Annotated in this window: 16 protein-coding genes and 1 riboswitch; of the genes, 12 read left to right on the forward strand and 4 right to left on the reverse strand. The window is 69.0% G+C overall.

What is annotated here, in order from left to right:
* The first annotated feature begins 63 nt into the window (after window positions 1-63).
* Window positions 64-1209 (forward strand): glycine cleavage system aminomethyltransferase GcvT, encoded by a 1146-nt coding sequence (gcvT, locus tag ACFFCN_RS02335; RefSeq protein ID WP_375489331.1) that lies wholly within the window; start codon window positions 64-66, stop codon window positions 1207-1209.
* Here the strand turns inward: gcvT and ACFFCN_RS02340 are convergent.
* Window positions 1206-2426, reverse strand: coding sequence for an AI-2E family transporter (locus ACFFCN_RS02340; RefSeq protein ID WP_375489333.1), 1221 nt, complete (start codon window positions 2424-2426; stop codon window positions 1206-1208). The two genes, gcvT and ACFFCN_RS02340, sit on opposite strands and share 4 nt — an antisense overlap.
* Window positions 2423-3289 carry a nicotinate-nucleotide--dimethylbenzimidazole phosphoribosyltransferase gene (locus ACFFCN_RS02345; RefSeq protein ID WP_375489335.1) on the reverse strand — a complete coding sequence of 289 codons (867 nt, stop codon included), beginning with the start codon at window positions 3287-3289 and terminating at the stop codon, window positions 2423-2425. Before ACFFCN_RS02345 ends, ACFFCN_RS02340 begins: the two co-directional genes overlap by 4 nt.
* Before the next feature lie 122 nt (window positions 3290-3411).
* Window positions 3412-3533: riboswitch (cobalamin riboswitch) on the forward strand.
* Between the two features lie 88 nt (window positions 3534-3621).
* On the opposite strand from ACFFCN_RS02345, the gene ACFFCN_RS02350 reads away from it, so the two are divergent.
* Genes ACFFCN_RS02350 through ACFFCN_RS02375 form a run of 6 tightly spaced genes read left to right on the forward strand, consistent with a single transcriptional unit; the run spans window position 3622 to window position 12221 of the window.
* The gene (locus ACFFCN_RS02350) at window positions 3622-6786 is read left to right on the forward strand and encodes a prenyltransferase/squalene oxidase repeat-containing protein (protein WP_375489337.1); all 3165 of its coding nucleotides are present in this window, start codon (window positions 3622-3624) and stop codon (window positions 6784-6786) included.
* Window positions 6783-7781, forward strand: coding sequence for a hypothetical protein (locus tag ACFFCN_RS02355; protein WP_375489339.1), 999 nt, complete (start codon window positions 6783-6785; stop codon window positions 7779-7781). Before ACFFCN_RS02350 ends, ACFFCN_RS02355 begins: the two co-directional genes overlap by 4 nt.
* 20 nt (window positions 7782-7801) lie before the next feature.
* Window positions 7802-8977, forward strand: coding sequence for a CbiQ family ECF transporter T component (locus ACFFCN_RS02360; protein ID WP_375489341.1), 1176 nt, complete (start codon window positions 7802-7804; stop codon window positions 8975-8977).
* Window positions 8974-10593 carry an ABC transporter ATP-binding protein gene (locus ACFFCN_RS02365; protein ID WP_375489343.1) on the forward strand — a complete coding sequence of 540 codons (1620 nt, stop codon included), beginning with the start codon at window positions 8974-8976 and terminating at the stop codon, window positions 10591-10593. The genes ACFFCN_RS02360 and ACFFCN_RS02365 overlap by 4 nt, the downstream gene beginning before the upstream one ends.
* A gap of 41 nt (window positions 10594-10634) precedes the next feature.
* Complete coding sequence (locus ACFFCN_RS02370) at window positions 10635-11435, forward strand: ECF transporter S component (protein WP_375489345.1); 801 nt, start codon at window positions 10635-10637, stop codon at window positions 11433-11435.
* A gap of 24 nt (window positions 11436-11459) precedes the next feature.
* Entirely contained in the window at window positions 11460-12221 is a 762-nt protein-coding gene (locus ACFFCN_RS02375) for an endonuclease/exonuclease/phosphatase family protein (RefSeq protein WP_375489347.1), read from the forward strand.
* A 7-nt stretch (window positions 12222-12228) separates the two neighbouring features.
* Here the strand turns inward: ACFFCN_RS02375 and ACFFCN_RS02380 are convergent, their stop codons facing one another.
* Together ACFFCN_RS02380 and ACFFCN_RS02385 are read right to left on the reverse strand one after the other, a co-directional pair.
* Window positions 12229-12987, reverse strand: coding sequence for a hypothetical protein (locus ACFFCN_RS02380; RefSeq protein ID WP_375489349.1), 759 nt, complete (start codon window positions 12985-12987; stop codon window positions 12229-12231).
* A gap of 43 nt (window positions 12988-13030) precedes the next feature.
* A complete protein-coding gene (locus ACFFCN_RS02385) occupies window positions 13031-13867 on the reverse strand; it encodes a class I SAM-dependent methyltransferase (RefSeq protein WP_375489351.1) in 837 nt (278 codons plus the stop codon).
* A 73-nt stretch (window positions 13868-13940) separates the two neighbouring features.
* Between ACFFCN_RS02385 and ACFFCN_RS02390 the strand changes: the two genes are divergently transcribed.
* From ACFFCN_RS02390 to ACFFCN_RS02410, 5 genes are all read left to right on the forward strand, one after another.
* Window positions 13941-14387, forward strand: coding sequence for a hypothetical protein (locus tag ACFFCN_RS02390; protein WP_375489353.1), 447 nt, complete (start codon window positions 13941-13943; stop codon window positions 14385-14387).
* Between the two features lie 139 nt (window positions 14388-14526).
* Entirely contained in the window at window positions 14527-15504 is a 978-nt protein-coding gene (locus ACFFCN_RS02395; RefSeq protein ID WP_375489355.1) for a GlxA family transcriptional regulator, read from the forward strand.
* Window positions 15505-15529: 25 nt separating this feature from the next.
* A complete protein-coding gene (locus tag ACFFCN_RS02400) occupies window positions 15530-15655 on the forward strand; it encodes a hypothetical protein (RefSeq protein ID WP_375489357.1) in 126 nt (41 codons plus the stop codon).
* Window positions 15656-15663: 8 nt separating this feature from the next.
* Window positions 15664-16488 carry an alpha/beta fold hydrolase gene (locus ACFFCN_RS02405; RefSeq protein WP_375489359.1) on the forward strand — a complete coding sequence of 275 codons (825 nt, stop codon included), beginning with the start codon at window positions 15664-15666 and terminating at the stop codon, window positions 16486-16488.
* Between the two features lie 150 nt (window positions 16489-16638).
* Entirely contained in the window at window positions 16639-16935 is a 297-nt protein-coding gene (locus ACFFCN_RS02410) for a putative quinol monooxygenase (RefSeq protein ID WP_375489361.1), read from the forward strand.
* Window positions 16936-16953 lie beyond the last annotated feature (18 nt).

Genomic DNA, 16953 nt, shown 5'->3' on the forward strand with positions numbered 1-16953 from the left:
GTAGGTGCGCGTCAGCGCAGCGGTTCGCGCAGGTGCGGCGCACGGTGTCGATACGTTGGGCGCATGTCGCACCAACCCGACCTGGACGCTGCAGACACCGCCACCGGCGGCGCCCGCTCGCCGCTCTACGAACGGCACGTCGAGCTCGGCGCCAAGCTCGCCGACTTCGGCGGCTGGCAGATGCCGATCGAGTACGCGGCGAGCGGTGGTGGCGTGCTGCGCGAGCACCAGGCCGTCCGGGAGGCCGCGGGCGTGTTCGACGTCTCGCACCTCGGCAAGGCCACGGTGCGCGGCACCGGCGCGCGTGAATTCGTCGACGCCTGCCTGACGAACGACCTGTACCGCATCGCGCCCGGGCAGGCGCAGTACACGCTGTGCTGCACCGAGTCCGGCGGTGTCGTCGACGACCTGATCGCCTACCTCGTCAGCGACGACGAGGTGTTCCTCGTGCCCAACGCGGCCAATGCGGCGCGGGTGGTGCAGCTGCTCGCGGCGGCGGCGCCGGCGGGTGTGGAGGTGGTCGACCGGCACCGCGAGTTCGGCGTGCTCGCCGTGCAGGGGCCTCGATCGGCGCAGGTGCTCGAGCAGGTGGGCGTCGCGGTGCCCGGCGACTACATGGCCTACGTGGACGCGACGTGGCGTGACACCCCCGTGCGCGTGTGCCGCACCGGCTACACCGGCGAGCACGGGTACGAGCTGGTGCCGCAGTGGTCGGACACCGTCGCGCTGTGGGACGCGCTCGTCGCCGCGGCCCGGGAGGTCGGGGGGATGCCGGCCGGCCTGGGTGCGCGCGACACGCTGCGCACCGAGATGGGCTACCCGCTGCACGGTCAGGACCTGTCCGCGGACATCACGCCGGTTCAGGCGCGGTCGGGCTGGGCGGTCGGGTGGAGCAAGCCGGCGTTCTGGGGGCGCGAGGCGCTGCTCGCCGAACGCGCGGACGGCCCACGTCGCACGCTGCGCGGCATCGAGGTGCTCGGCCGGGGCATCCCGCGCCCGCACATGACGTTGCTGGACGCGGCCGGCGACCTCGTCGGTGAGGTCACCAGCGGCACGTTCTCACCCACGCGTCGGGTCGGTATCGGGCTCGCGCTCGTCGCGACCCATCGCGGTGTGGACGACGGCACGGAACTGGAGCTCGACGTCCGCGGTCGCCGCACACCCGTGCGCGTGGTCAAGCCGCCGTTCGTACCGTCACACGTGCGCTAGCTACCCGGCCCCTCACCTCGCGCGTCCTCCTTCTCCTCGTCGGTCGGCTCGGTGCCGTCGACGGGATCGCCCAACGGAGATTCCCGGTGTTGGACGGGGAACGACGTGTCGCCGATGGGCAGCTCACGCGCCGCGCGGATGGCATGCACCGTCGAGTTCAGGAACGCGATGAACGGCACGGCCAGCAGCGCTCCGACGATCCCGGCGAGCACGGTGCCGGTGATGACGGCCAGTGCGATGGCCAGCGGGTGCACCTCCACGCTGCGGCTCATGATCAGTGGCTGCAGCAGGTGCGCCTCGAGTTGCACGAGGACGACGATCGCGATGGCCACGACGACGCCGGCAGTGACGCCGTGCTCCAGCAGCGCGACCGCCGTGCACAAGGCGCCGGCTACGGTCAGGCCGATCAGCGGGACGAACGAGCCGAGGAAGATCACGACGCCGAGCGCGGCGGCGAGCGGCACCTGCAGGATGAACAGCACGATCATCACGGCGATGCCGTGGAACAACGCGATGATCAGTTGGCCACGCATGTAGCCGCCCAGCGACCGCCAGCCCGCGCGCCCGCCGGCGTCGAGCCGCTCGTGCGCGGCGCGAGGAAACAACCGCACGACCCACTGCCAGATCGCGTCGCCGTCGCGCAGCAGGAAGAACGTCGACAACAGGATCAGCAGCAGCGCACCGAGCACCTCGACGACGGTCTGCACGGTGGCGATCGCGCCGCTGATCAACTGTCCCTGGTGCGACTTGACGGTGTTGGTGATCTCGCTGGAGATCTTGTCCAGGTCTGCCTGGTTGAGGTGCAGCGGCCCGTGGTGCAGCCAGTGGTTGATCTTGGCCACCAGAGAGTTGATCTGATCACCGAACTGTGACGCGTGCGTGCTGATCTGCCAGGACACGAAGAAGCCGATGCCCACGAGCGCACCGATGCCGATGAGCAGGGCGAGGGCGGCGGACAGCGACTTGGGTCCTGGCACGCGACGTAGCTGACGTTCGAGCGGGTGCAGCACGGCCGTGAGGAAGAGCGCGAGGATGAACGAGAACGCGACGAGCTCGATCTTGCCGAAGATCAGGAGCAGCACGTAGATCCCGGCGGCGATGACGAGCAGCCGCCAGCTCCACGCCGCGGCAACCCGCACCGGCCAGGTGACGGCCTCGACCGCGGAGTCGGCGCTCGCCTGCTCTCCGCGCCGCTTGCGCTGCGCGCGGTCGCTCATGCCGGTGCCGATCCGGCGAGTGCCGCGGCGGCGCGCAGCACCGGTAGGCACAGCAGGGCGGCCGTGCCGTCGCCGCGCGATGTGCCGAGGTCGAGCAGCGGGCGCTGGGCGAACTCGGCTGTTGCGCGTGCGTGCACGGGGTGCGGTGACACGTCGGCGATCCGCACCCACCGCGCGACCCGCGGCTGCACCTCGCGGCACAGCACCGCCGCCGCGAGCGCGGACGTGCCGTCGAGCAACACCGGCGTACGGCGTGCCGCGGCGCGCATGATCACGCCTGTCGACACGGCGAGGGCGGCCGACCCTGCGGCAAGCAGGAGTTGGTCCGGCGCGGCCCGCAACGCCGCGGCCCGCCGCCGTGCGTCGCGCAGCCGGCTCGCGGCCTCGATCCACGCAGCCGAATCGATGGCATCGGCGCCGCGCGGCAGCAGCGTCACGGGTTCGGCGCCGGTCACCACGCTGACCACCACGCCGGGCGCGTGGCCGGCGTCCGGGTCGGCGAGCACGAGCAGATCGGTGCCGGCCTCGATCTCGTCGTCGGCCGCCGCGGCACCGACATCCACGGCGCCGTCGACATCGGTCGGCGCTTCGACGGTGCGCACCCCGACGCCCGCAGCGTCGGCGAGTGCCGCGACGCTCTCGCCGGCCGGCGAGATGGTGAGCAGCGGGGTGCGCGTGGCGGGCGGCGGCGGGTAGGCGCCCTGCGTGGCGGCGAGCCACTCGATCAGCTCGGCGAGCCGGCCGGCGCCGACGGGCGGCTGTTCGCGCGCGGCCGCCGCGGCGTCGACATCGCCCCAGCCGATGTCGGTCCCGAGCCGGACGAGCGTCGGCGCCATGACCTCACCCGGCGCGGAATCGCTCACCGCGCCAGTATGCCGGGGACGCGTGCCAATCACGGTGAGCGGCGTCGGTCACGTCGGCACGCCCCGCGTTGACCCTGCAGGCGACGCAACCTAGGCTGCGTCCGGGCCGGTCATCCGCATGTCCGGCTCGCACTTTCCACAGTTCTGCAGCAGGGGAAGCCGGTGCAATTCCGGCGCTGACCCGCAGCCGTGAAGCCGCTTCGGCGGCACAGTCGGAATGCCTGTTGCAAAGCTACGGCCAGTGCCTCGTCGTGGACAGCGAGGCCGAGCCCGGGCGTCAGCTGCCCGCGATCTCGCCTCCCGCCCGGCCGGCACCGTGAGATCGGACCCGGATGCGCATGAAGACCCCGTCGCGGTGGCTGGCCGTAGGTACGGCGAGCGTGCTGGCTCTTGCCGGTGCGAGCGTGGCCACGGCAGCGCCCAGCGCTGCCAAGACGCACAAGGTCTCGACGCACACGTCGTTGTCCAACGGGCGCGCGGTGGCGGGGCGGCCCGTGACGCTTGCGGCCGCCGTACACCCGAACCCGCACGGGGGCACCGTTCGTTTCCGCAACGGCGCGAGCACCGTGCACGGTTGCTCGGCAGTGCACCTGCATTCGGGCAAGGCCGTTTGTCACGCAAAGCTGACGGCCGGAAGCCGATCGCTGCGGGCCTCCTTCTCCGGTCACAAGCGCTTCCGCGCGTCAAGCGTCCGCCGCACCGTGCGCGTTGCCACCGCGCCGAAGCCGACCGCCAGGCCAGCGCCCGCCAAGACCGCCCCCACAAAACCGACGGCGGTCAAGACGTTCCTCGGCAGCCTGGGTTCGTGCACCACCACCAAGGGCGCGCTTGTGGCCGTCGACTTCGCGCACTGGAGTGGGCCGGCAGTGCGTGGCTGCGACCCGGCGCCGACCACCGGCATCAAGTTGCTGACCACGGCGGGTTTCACCACCGCGGGCGACCAGCACGATGGTCCGCAGTTCATCTGCCGCATCGGCCACCCGCTCTACAACAAGGGCACGCAATACCCGACGCCGGCGCAGGACCCGTGCGTCGTCACCCCGCCGGCGAGTGCGTACTGGTCCTTCTGGCTTGCACCGAAGGGCAGCAACACGTGGAGCTACAGCCAGTACGGCGCTTATGCGGACAAGCCGACCAACGGTGAGGTCGAGGCTTGGACCTTCGGCGGTACCGACATTGCCGGCACCCATGGTCAGCCGGCTTTCGCGCCGAACGACGTCCGCGCCGGCCTCCCAACGGGAACGGCGACGGCCGAGCGCGCCGCTCAGCACGCGCAGGTGCGTAGGGCGAAGGTGCGAGTGTTGGACGCCGGCGCAGCCACACCGAATCTGACCAAGGCCGCCGACTACCTGACGCGGCAGCTCGTCGACGGCGACCACTACGAACCCTTCGGGCCAGGGTCGAAGGACATCGGGCTGACCATTGACGGCGGGTTGGCTCTAGCCTCGTTCGGCTCGGCCGACGAATCGCTCGGCGCGATCGCGGACTATGTCTCGGCACACGTCGGTGACTACACGTTTCTCGGCACCCAGTACGCCGCCCAATACGCGGACGGCGGCTCAATTGGAAAAGTTGCCCTCCTCGCCGAGAGTGTCGGCCGCAACCCGCGTTCGTTCGGTGGGTTCGATCTGATCAAGGAGATTGAAAGTCGGGTGTGCGTGAAAGCCGACGCGACAATTGGCTGCGCCGGTGCCGGCAACTACCGCAATGCGAATACCACGTTCAAGCAAGCGCTGGGCCTGATCGCTCAGCTGCGTGCGGGCGACGGTAAGAGCGCAGAACGTCCCGCTGCGTATTTGGAAGGTACGCAGCATGCCGATGGCTCTTTCTCCAGCATCATTCCTACGACCGGTGATTCCGAGACCGACAGCACAGGCATGGCGGCGATGGGCCTCGCTCTCGTGCCTGGCAGCAAGGCACGTGCCGCATTGGCAAAGGCGCTGAGGTGGCTGGCCGGCCAGCAGGAGAGCAGCGGCGGCTTCCCGGGCGCGTCGGGTGACTCCGTGAACTCGGCCGCGATCGTGGTGCAGGCCCTGCGGCTCGACGCGCAGACTTACAACACTCAGATCGTCAAGGCCGAGAAGTTCCTGACCGCCGAGCAGAACACCGACGGGGGGTTCAACGTCGCAAGTAACACGACGGGCTCGGACCTGCGCGCGTCGACGCAGGCACTTGGTGGCGCGGTCGGAACACCGTTCGGGTCGGTGCTAGACAACCTCACCGCGAAGAGCGGTGCGGTAAAGGGTGCCGGTTACCTCGTCAGCCAGCTGCAAGGCACTGGCAACGACCACTACGTATTCGCGGGCTCGAGTTCGGCAGACGACGGTCTGACCTCGGACGGGGTGTTCGCCCTGCTCGCGGCCGGCGGCCACGACGCGGACGTCACGAAGATGGTGACCTGGCTCGAGGGCGACGTGGCCAACTATGCCGATCCGGCGGGTGCCGAGGGGGGCCCCTATTCCGGCGGTCTGAGCAAGCTTGCGCTCGTCGCCGAGGCGACCGGCAACGACCCGCACGCTTTCGGTGGGACGGACCTGCTCGGGCTCGTCAAGTCCAAAGTATGTTCGGCCAAGATCGACGGCGATTTCTCGCCATGCACCGCTGCGGGCGATGCGTACAACGCGTTCAGCACCGTCTCGCAAGCCCTTGCGGTGTTGGCGTTGCAGGCTTCGCCCAACGACGCCGACCACCTCACGATCGACAGCCCGCTCGTGGTGCGCCTGCATCAGTTGCAGTGCGCCGACGGCGGCTTCTCCAGCGTGCTGATCACGCCGGGGCAGAAGTGCACCTCGGAGGTCGACACGACCGGCTACGCCGTTCAGGCGCTCGCCGCGGTGCAGGGCACCGACACGTGGCTCGGCGCGGCGCAAAAATATCTCGAGAAGGCGCAGCTGTCCTCGGGGCTGTACAACGGTGCAGTCAAGTCGAGCAGCAACTCGACGGCGCTCGCCGCGGGTGCCCTGCAGTCGCTCGTCGACGCGCTGACGAGCCCGACCGCCGACCCGCCGCAGCCGAAGACCATTGCGCCCATCGCGGCCTGGCAGTCGGCGTTGACCGGCTTGACCACGACGGCTGTGTCCAGCGGCGGGTTCCAAACCTCGCCATCGGCATCGGGCGCCGACCTGCGCGCTTCCACGCAGGCGGTTGCCGCCGCGGCGCAGCGGTCATTGCTGGCCGAGTCCGGTGCGCGGGTGCTCTCGCTGCCGCGCGCCGCCGATGCAACCGCCCCTCCGGCCAGCGGCACGACCACCCCGCCGTCGTCGACAGCGCCGGGCAGCGGCTCGTCGTCCCCGACCGCCGCGGATTCAGCACCGGGAGGTGGTTCGAGCGCCGGCACCGACGCAACGACGCAGAGCAGCAGCGAGCTGGCCAGCACGGGGTTGGACTCGATGAAGTTGCTGTTCTGGGCGCTCGTGCTCATGGTGCTTGGGGTAGGCCTCAGCCTCGCCGGTCGGCGTGGCCTGCGTGTGCCGCAGCGCACGGCACGACACCGGTGAGGCGTCTCGGCGCGCTGGTGTCGACGCTCGCGCTCGCCGCTACGACGGCGCTGGTCGGCTTTCCGGTTGCGTCGGTATCGGCCGATCCGGTGTCGAGTTGTTCGACCAGCAAGGGCAAGATCGTGGCCGTCGACTTCCATCACTGGAACGGGCCCATCGTTCGAGGTTGCGACCCGGGCGCCGATGGCGGCACGACAGGCATCACGTTGCTGAACGCCGAAGGATTCCAGACAAGTGGTGACCAGCACGACGGGCCGCAGTTCATCTGCCGAATAGGCAACTCCGCGTACGACAGCGGCACGCAGTACCCCAAGCCGAACCAGGATCCGTGCGTCGTGACACCGCCGGCGTCGGCGTACTGGTCATACTGGATCGCCGAGCCCGGGCAGAACACCTGGAGCTACAGCCAGTACGGCGCGTACACCGAGAAGTCGAAGACCGGCAGCGTCGAGCTGTGGATCTTCGGAGGCACCGACATCCAGGGCAGCGCCGGGGACCCCGTCAACGGATTCCCGGCATGCACGCCCAACTCGTTGCGCGCCGGTGGCGGCCCGACAACCTGCACGCCCGCCGGCGCCAAGGCCGGTAAGGGCAAAGAAATCGGTGTTTCGCATCGCAAACACGGAACCAGCGGCGGACGCGGGTCGAACGTCAGCTCGCGAAGCAGCGCCCACGGCCAGCACGGCTCGGCTGCCGACGCCGCCGCGCCGCGGGCAGCCGCCAGCAGTGCCGCAGCGAAGTCGAGTGCTGCGGCGAAGTCGTCCGCTTCCGCAGCGGCGACACGCACGACGTCGGTCGCGCGGAGCGGCAGCTCGACCTCGACCGCGTCGTCGGCCGCGGCGAACAGCCAGCCCGACGTCGTCGATGCCAAGCCGGCCAGCAAGAAGGTTGCGTCGGCCGGGTCGGCACTACCGTTGATCCTCGGGCTCAGCCTGTTCGTGGTGATCGGCGCCGGTGCCGGGTTCACCGTCTGGCGACGTCGGCAGACCGGCTGAGCCGTGGTTACCGTGACGGGATGACCTCGTCGCCGCGCGAGTCGCGCCGACTGCCACGGGCACTGCATCCCGCGGCGTGGTGGCTGTGGGCGATCGGTATCGCGGTCGCAGTCAACCGCACGACCAACCCGCTGCTGCTGCTGCTAACACTCGCCGTGCTCGGCTTCGTCGTCGGAAACCGGCGCAGCGAGGCTCCGTGGGCGCGCGCGTTCAAGTACTACCTCTGGCTCGGGTTGTCGGTGATCGTTTTGCGGATCGTCTTCCGGACGATCTTCGGGTCCGGGATCACGCCCACCGACCACATCATCTTCGCGCTGCCACACATTCCGACGCCGGGTTGGTACGCCGGGATCTCGATCGGGGGACCGGTCTCGCTCGAGGCCACCTTGTCCGCCGCGACGGACGGACTACGGCTCGCGACGATGCTGTGCTGCGTCGGCGCGGCGAACGCGTTGGCGAATCCCAAGCGTGCGCTGCGGTTGTTGCCCGGTGCGCTGTACGAACTCGGCATGGCCGTCGTCGTGTCGGTAAGCGTTGCACCCCAGCTGATCGAAAGTGTGCAGCGGGTGGCCCGCGCACGTCGGCTACGTGCTGGGAAAGTGAAGGGACTACGAGCCCTGCGCAGCATTGCGATCCCCGTGCTCGAGGACGCCATGGACCGTTCCCTGCGCTTGGCCGCCGCGATGGACAGCCGCGGCTACGGCCGAGCCGGCACCGCCACCAGGGGCAGCCGCCGGCTCACGGGCGCGTTCATGATCGCCGGAATGGTCGGCATCTGCATCGGCGTGTACGGCTTGCTCGACGGCACGGCCCCGCGATACCTCGGCGTCCCGGCAATCGTGGCGGGCGCGGCACTTTGCTGTGCCGGCCTTGCGCTGGGCAGCCGCCGGGTCACCCGGACGCACTACCGGCCGGACCCGTGGCGAGCGCCCGAATGGATCGTGTCGGGCTGTGGTGTCGCGTCCGCGGCGCTGCTCTACGTCAGCACCCGATACAGCGCTGCGCAGATCAACCCGAGTTACTACCCGCTGCATTTCCCGCCGCTGCCGGTACTGCCCACCGTTGCGATCCTGCTGGCTGCCGTCGCCGGCTTTGCTGCGCCGCCGCCGGAACGGCCGTCCCGCCCGGCGGCCGCGACCCCGTCGGCGTCCAAGATCGAGACATCCGAGCCGGAGCGTGTCGAGGTGTCGGTGTGATCGACTTCGAGGACGTCACCGTCACCTACGCCGACGCGCGCACGCCGGTGCTGCGCAACGTCGACCTGCACATCGACGAGGGTGAGCTGTGCTTGGTCGTCGGGCGCACCGGAGCCGGTAAGAGCACACTGCTCGGCGCGATCAACGGCTTGGTTCCGCACTTCACGGGCGGGACGCTCGCCGGCCGTGTCGTCGTCGCCGGCCGCGACACAGCGACTCACCCGCCACGCGAGCTGGCCGACGTTGTCGGCGTCGTGGGCCAGGACCCGCTCGCCGGCTTCGTCACCGACACCGTGGAGGAGGAGCTCGCCTACGGCATGGAGCAGTTGGCGATCCCTCCCGCCACGATGCGCAAGCGCGTCGAGGAGACGCTGGACCTGCTCGGACTCGCGGACCTGCGCTCCCGGCCGTTGCACGAGATCTCCGGCGGCCAGCAGCAACGTGTCGCGATCGGTGCCGTGCTGACTGCGCACCCGCGCGTGCTGGTGCTCGACGAACCCACCTCGGCGTTGGATCCGACAGCCGCCGAAGAGGTGCTTGCCGCGGTCACCCGCCTCGTCCACGATCTCGGCGTCACGGTGATCGTCGCCGAGCACCGACTCGAACGAGTCGTGCAGTACGCCGACCGAGTGATCTACGTACCGGGCGACGGAAGCGTTGCCGACGGGCCGCCCGCGGAGATTTTCGAGGCCACCACCGTCGCGCCCCCGGTCGTCGAACTCGGCCGGCTCGCGCAGTGGCAGCCACTGCCTCTTTCCGTTCGTGACGCGCGGCGGCTCGCCGAGCCGCTGCGCAGACGGCTCGGCGCGTGCGCCACGCTGACCCGGCCTGCACCGGCCACGGAGCGCGCTGAGGTGCTGCGTGCGCGAGACGTCCTGGTGCGTTACGGGGAGACAGTGGCCGTGCGCAAGGTCGACGTGTCGCTCGCGTCGGGCGAGGTCACCGCGTTGATGGGTCGAAACGGCTCCGGGAAATCGTCCCTGTTGTGGGCGCTGCAGGGCTCCGGCAAGCGGCAGGCAGGTGCGGTGTCGGTCGGCGGTACGGACCCGAAAGATCTTTCGCCGGCTCGCGCGCGCGCGCTCGTCGGCCTGGTGCCGCAGACGCCGACCGACCTGCTGTACCTGAACTCGGTGCGCGCGGAGCTCGAGCAGGCCGATGCCGAGGTCGGCGCGGACAGTCCCGGTTCTGCGCGAGGGCTGCTCGATGCGCTGGCCCCTGGTATTGCGGACGACGGCCACCCGCGCGACCTGTCCGAGGGGCAGAAGCTGTCCCTCGTGCTCGCCATCCAACTGCGCGCAGCACCGTCGGTCATCCTGCTCGATGAACCAACCCGCGGGTTGGACTACCCGGCCAAGAAGGCGTTGATCGACATCGTCCGTTCGCTCGCTGCCCAAGGTCGGGGGGTCCTGGTGTCGACGCACGACGTCGAGTTCGTCGCGCTCGCTGCCGACCGGGTCATCGTGATGGGCGCCGGGGACGTGATAGCCGACGGTCCCTCCGCCGACGTGGTCAGTGCATCCCCGGCGTTCGCGCCGCAGGTGGCAAAGATCCTTGCGCCGCTGCCGCTACTGACCGTCGACGAGGTCCGCGCGCAACTCGAGGCTGTCCCCGCGTGAGCGACGCGGCCGCTGTCGTGCGTCACGCCGTTGCTGTGCGCATGCGATCGCGGTCGGTCATTGCGGCGACGCTCGCCACCCTGATCGGCTTCGCAGCGTTCCTGTGGCCGTTCTGGATCGCTCCCGGTCGCCTGGGTACGACCTACGCGCCACCCGTCATGTTCGGCCTGTTGTTGGTGCTCGTGCTCGCGGTGGTCTTCGCCGAGATCGCCGACGGCGGAATCGACTCCAAGGCACTTGCGATGCTGGGTGTGCTGTCCGCGGTCAATGCCGGGCTGCGCCCGCTCGGCGCGGGCACCGCCGGCATCGAGACGGTCTTCTTCATGCTGGTGTTCGCCGGCCGAGTGTTCGGCCCGGGGTTCGGCTTTTCACTCGGCTGCACCTCGCTGTTCGCCTCTGCAATCCTGACCGGCGGTGTGGGGCCGTGGATGCCTTATCAGATGTTCGGCTGCGCATGGATCGGGTTGTTCGCCGGCCTGTTGCCGCGCTGCCGCGGCAAGGTGGAGATCGCCATGCTGGCCGCGTACGGCGTCTTCGCCGGTTATTTCTACGGCTTCATGCTCAACCTGCAGTTCTGGCCGTTCTCGGTCGATCCGGGATCGTCGATCTCGTATCACCCGGGTGCGTCGTTCACCGCGCAGTGGCATCGCTACCTGCTCTTCGACGGCGCGACGTCACTGGGTTGGGACACTGGACGCGCCATCACCGACCTGGTTGCGATCCTGCTCGTCGGGCCGGCTGTGCTGGCGACGTTCCGCCGTGCCGCGCGTCGGGCGGCGTTCGAAGCGCCGGTCGCGTTCGAGCCTGCACACCCCGCCGAGGGCCGCGTTCCGGTCGGGTAGCGCGACCCTGGGTAGGCATTGTGCGTGCGCATCGTGAGCTTCAACATCGCGTCCGGCCGGTCGCCGCAGGACGGCCGCGTCGACCTCGACCGGTTCGCCGACGCGATCGCGACGCTCGACGCCGACGTGCTCTGTATGCAGGAGGTGGACCGCGACCAGCCGCGTTCCGGCGGTGCTGATCTCACCGACATCGCGGCAACGGCGTTGCGTGCCGAGCACAGCGTCTTCGCGCCTGCGCTGTACGGCACGCCCGGATCCCGTTGGACGGCGGCCGGCGACCGGCCGCAGATCGGGCCGGCCTACGGCTGCGCACTGATCAGTCGCTTGCCGCTCGACGAGGTGCAGGTGCTGCGCATCCCGGCTATCCCGGTCGCGGTGCCGTTGTGGGTGCCCGGCGCAGGTGTTGTTGTCGCACGCGAGGAACCTCGGGTCGCGATCGTTGCTCGCATGGACGGCGCGCTGACCGTGGTCGGCACCCACCTGCCGTTCGTGCCCGGTTGGAAGGGCAGGCAGCTGCGACGCCTCACTCGATTGATCGAAGCTCGGCCCGACCCGCTGCTGCTACTCGGCGACCTCAATCTGCGCGGCGGTACGCCGGCCAAGCTGACCGGCTACCGAAGCCTGGTCAGCGGGCTGACTTTCCCGTCATCGCGCCCGCGGTTCCAGCTCGATCACATACTGCTGCGCGGCCGACTCGACGACTTGGGCTCGGTGACCGGCGCAGCCACGCCCCGTCTCGCGATGTCCGACCATCGCCCGGTCGTCGTCGACGTGGATCAGCGCTGAACGACAACTAGCTTGCTTTGGCGCTCGACGCCGCCTGAATGTAGGTGACGAGGTCGTGCAGGGGCTTGGTGCCCGATCCGATGATCAGACCGGTCGCGAGAACCTCCGACCACCGTGGCCCGCTGGCGATGCCGACGGTGCGGAGGAAGTACAGCTTCATCCCCGCGGAGGCTGCCATGGCGATCGTCGTGGCGAGCGCCCATAGCAGCACCGATTTCCAGAAGCCGGTGTAGCTCGACTTGTCCGCGGCCTTCGCAGCCTCAGTGAGTGCCTGCTTCGCGGTGGCCTCGCTCGTGGAATCGTGCGGGTCAGCCGCCGCAAGCGCAACCGTCGGACCTGCGGCGGCTTTCGCTGTGGCGGCGTTAACGCCCGCGTCGGTGGCGCTCGGCAACCAGCCGGCCAACGGTTGCAGAAGCCGCTCCAGTGCGGCCGCAGCCACGAAGAAGGTGGCAAAGATGGTCAGACCCTGCACGGGCCCCTTCGCCGTAGCCATGGTGTAACCGCCGTCGTGCATCAACGTTGAAATGATGACGTCCGCGAGGATCACCGCCGCGATCGCACTCAACCCGACGATGAGCTTGTCGACGGAGTGATCCGTCGCCTCGCCTTGGATGTTCGGGACGGGGTCGACCGGATCTATACCTGCGGCGACGAGCGCACGCTTCGCTGTCACGACCGCCATCTCGGCCCTCCCGCCACGGCTCGTTGGAGCCAAAGTGACAGCAGGGAAGTCAGGAGTCAATGCCTGGACGCGGCGGCGCGACATCAGCTCCTGTCCCGCTGGCGCGAGCAGGCACCGTTCACCTTGGCTACGACAGGATCAGGACTGAGGCGGTGAGTGAACCGGACAGGCTTGTGCCCTCCTGAGCTCCCTCGGCGAGGCGCACCGTCTCGGCCAATAGTTGGGCGCGCTGGTTGTCGTGCAGGGCCGCGATGTCCGCCGCGACGCCGGAAGCCGGCAGGGTGTCGAAAAGCTCTTGAGCCCCTCCCCGCAGCACTGCCGGCAGAGTCACCCGTTCCATGTCGATGTTCGCGAAGCCGGCGCGACGTGCGTATTCCGCGGCGTCCTCTCCGGTGAGCAGGAACGGGCCCAGGTAGCGATCGGCGGTCTCGCCGGACATGACATTGGCGATGGCGTCGCGAAGGTATCCGAAGAGCTGATCCTCGACTTGGGTCCAGACCGCAACGCCGGCGCGACCGCCAGGTCGTAGCACTCGCCGAATCTCAGCAAGTGCACCGACCTTGTCCGGGAAGAATTGCAGCCCCTGCTGGCAGGTGACGATGTCGAAGGCGGCGTCCGGCAACGGCAGTGGCGTCGCGGGCGATTCCAGCCATTCGATCGGCGCGCTGTCAGTGCCTGTCGACTTGGACCTGGCGATCTCGAGCATCGCGGGACTGATGTCCGTCGCGACCACATGCCCGTCGGGTCCGAGGCAATCGGCGAGTGCATGCGTGACAGTGCCTGGACCACACGCCACATCCAATGCCGCATGTCCGGGACGTGGTGCCAACCGGCCGATCAGATCGTGTGCCCACGGTGTGAACAAGCGAGCGACGACGGAGTCATAGATTTGCATGGAATCGATCGACGCACCGGCGAACGCCGCGCTCCACCGCGAACTCGACGAAGCCTCGTCAGATCCCACGGCGCAGAGCGTATATCGCATTTCGAGCGCCGATCGCCCCCTTCGGTGCACCGTGCGGAGATACCTTCTGCGCATGGACGCTGAGGCACAGGTCGACAGCTTCATCGCGAAATTCGCGCAGCCGATGCAGGACAAGATCCGACGTTGCCGCGCTGGGTTGCAGAAGAGATTCCCCGACGCAATTCAGCTCGTCTATGACAACTACAACTTCTTCGTCATCGGGTTCGGGCCGACCGAGCGCGCGTCGGATTCCCTCTTTTCTCTCGCGTGCCACAAGAACGGCGTCAATCTGTGCTTCCTGCAGCGCGGGCCGGAGCTTCTCGATCCAACCAACATTCTGCGGGGCAGCGGCAAAGTTGTGCGGAACGTGGTGCTGGGTGTCCCCGAGGACCTCGACCGGGCGGACGTCAGGGCGCTCATCGACGGTGAGCTGGCGCTGGCCCGCGTCGCAATGGAGGCAAGCGCCGGTCCACGGTTGATCGTCAAGTCCGTGTCGGCCAAGCAGCGGCCGCGGCGCTAGGTTGCCGCGAGCAGCATCAGCGCTGCAGCGATCAGCGGATTGCGCTGAGCCGACGCCTGACCCGGCGGCGCGGATTCCTTCGTCGACCGGGCTGCTGCAGGCATTGATCACCAGGCAGGCCCGGGACGATGATGTGCATATGGCCCTGCGCGCCCCACACGGTGAGCGACGGCGCGTCGCGATCCTGGCTTTTGACGGCGTCAAGATGCTCGACCTCGCCGGCCCGGCGGAAGTCTTCATGGAGGCCACCGGAGCCGTGTCCGGCTACGAGCTCGTCTTCGTGTCGCCGGACGGTGCCGACGTGCTGTCATCCGTCGGCGCTCGGGTCGCGGTGCACCGTGCCGCGCGTGGCGCCGGGACATTCGACACAGTCCTGATTCCCGGCAGCGACTTGGTGCCCGCCAGCTTCGTCACGCCGGACATCCTGCAGGCGGCTGCCTCGCTGGCCGACGGGGCGAGGCGCTTGGTGTCGATCTGTAGCGGAGCCTTCGTGCTGGCAGCCCTCGGCCTCCTCGACGGGCACCGGGCAACCACGCACTGGAAGCACACGGACGAGCTGGCGCGCAGGTATCCCTCCGTGGACGTCGAGCCGGACTCCATCTGGGTCCGCGACGGCAACGTCTACTCCTCGGCCGGTGTGGCCGCAGGCATCGATCTCGCGCTGGCCCTGGTCGAGGACGACCTCGGTGCCGACACGGCACGGCGTGTCGCGCAGACGTTGCTCGTCTACCTGCAGCGGCCCGGAGGCCAGTCGCAGTTCGCGGCGTCCCTGCAACGGCCGTCGCCGAACAGTGCCGTCGTGCGCACGCTGGTGGAGCTGATCCACGCAGACCCGCGCGGCGCCCACAGCGTCCATGACATGGCGACGCGCGCCAACGTCAGTCCGCGCAGCCTGACCCGGCTGTTCCGGGCCGAGCTCGGGTCGTCGCCGGCCGAGTACCTGGCGTTTGCGCGGTTCGCCGTCGCGCGGGACAAACTCGACGCGGGGTTCTCGGTGACCGACGCCGCCATGGAGGCCGGCTACGGCAGCGGCGAGGCCATGAGGCGTGCGTTCAACTCGCGGTTGGGCATCTCGCCGCGTAAGTACCGGCAACGCTTCGCCTCGACCGGCTCCTGACCCGGTCTTGCCGGGGTCTCCGGCTGTGGCCGCGCCCGACAAGTTGGCCGAATTCATGGCAACGCTGTCCGTCAGCGTGGGGCGAGGACGAGTCGACGCGACGACACTCGGCACCGACGCCGGCGCCGGCCGGCTCACCGACCACGCCTAGGAGGAGCCATGGGCACGATCAACAGCAACGACGGCACCGAAATCTTCTACAAGGACTGGGGCTCCGGGCAGCCCATCGTCTTCAGCCACGGCTGGCCGCTGTCCTCGGACGACTGGGACACCCAGATGATGTTCTTCCTCAACCAGGGTTACCGGGTCGTCGCGGCCGATCGCCGCGGCCACGGCCGATCCGAGCAGACCAGTGACGGTCACGACATGGACCATTACGCCGACGACCTCGCGGCCGTCGTCGAGCACCTCGACCTGCACGACGCCGTCCACGTCGGACACTCGACCGGCGGCGGCGAGGTCGCCCATTACATTGCCCGGCACGGCGAGCGCCGCGTCGCCAAGGCCGTCCTGATCAGCTCGGTCCCACCGTTGATGGTGCAGACCGAGGCCAACCCCGGCGGCCTGCCCAAGAGCGTCTTCGACGACATCCAGGTCCAGGTCGCCACCAACCGCTCGGCGTTCTACCGCGACTTCGCGGCCACCGCGTTCTACGGCTTCAACCGCTCCGGTGTCGAACCGGTCGAGGCCATCATCGAGAACTGGTGGCGCCAGGGAATGATGGGCGGCGCGAAAGCCCACTACGACGGCGTCGTCGCCTTCTCGCAGACCGACTTCACCGAGGACTTGCAGAAGATCTCCGTGCCGGTGCTGGTCATGCACGGACAGGACGACCAAGTCGTTCCCTATGAGGACGCAGGCGTGCTTTCGGTGAAACTCGTCCAGAACGGCACGCTCAAGCTCTATCCCGACTTCCCGCACGGGATGCCCACCACCCACGCCGACACGATCAACGCCGACCTGCTCGAGTTCGTTCGAGCCTGACACCGCGACGCGCCCGGGCCGGTATGCCGGTCCGGGCGCGACGTTCCGCACCCTGTGCGCGGCCAACACGTCCGCGGGCGCCCGGCAAGCATGCAGCTGCCGCGGGTAGGACCTACGTGCTCACCCGCCCGCAGAGAAGGAGAATTGACGATGCCGGTGCCCGTCGTTGCGATCATCACGGCAAAACCCGAGTCGACAGACCTGGTGCGCGAAGCATTGTCCGAACTCGTCGGTCCGACCCGCGAGGAACCCGGATGCATCTCCTACTCGCTGTATCAGTCGAGTGCGGATCCCGCGGTATTCGTCACGGTCGAGTCGTGGCGTGCGGCCGACGACCTTGACCAACACATGAAGACGGAGCACATCGCGGCGACGTTTGCCAAGGCCGGCGATGGGCTGGCCGGCGCGCCCGCGATACACGCGCTCGTGCCGATCGACGAGGCCTGAGCACCGTTAGCAAGCTCG

The organism is uncultured Jatrophihabitans sp., assembly GCF_964246335.1.
Lineage (GTDB): Bacteria > Actinomycetota > Actinomycetes > Mycobacteriales > Jatrophihabitantaceae > Jatrophihabitans.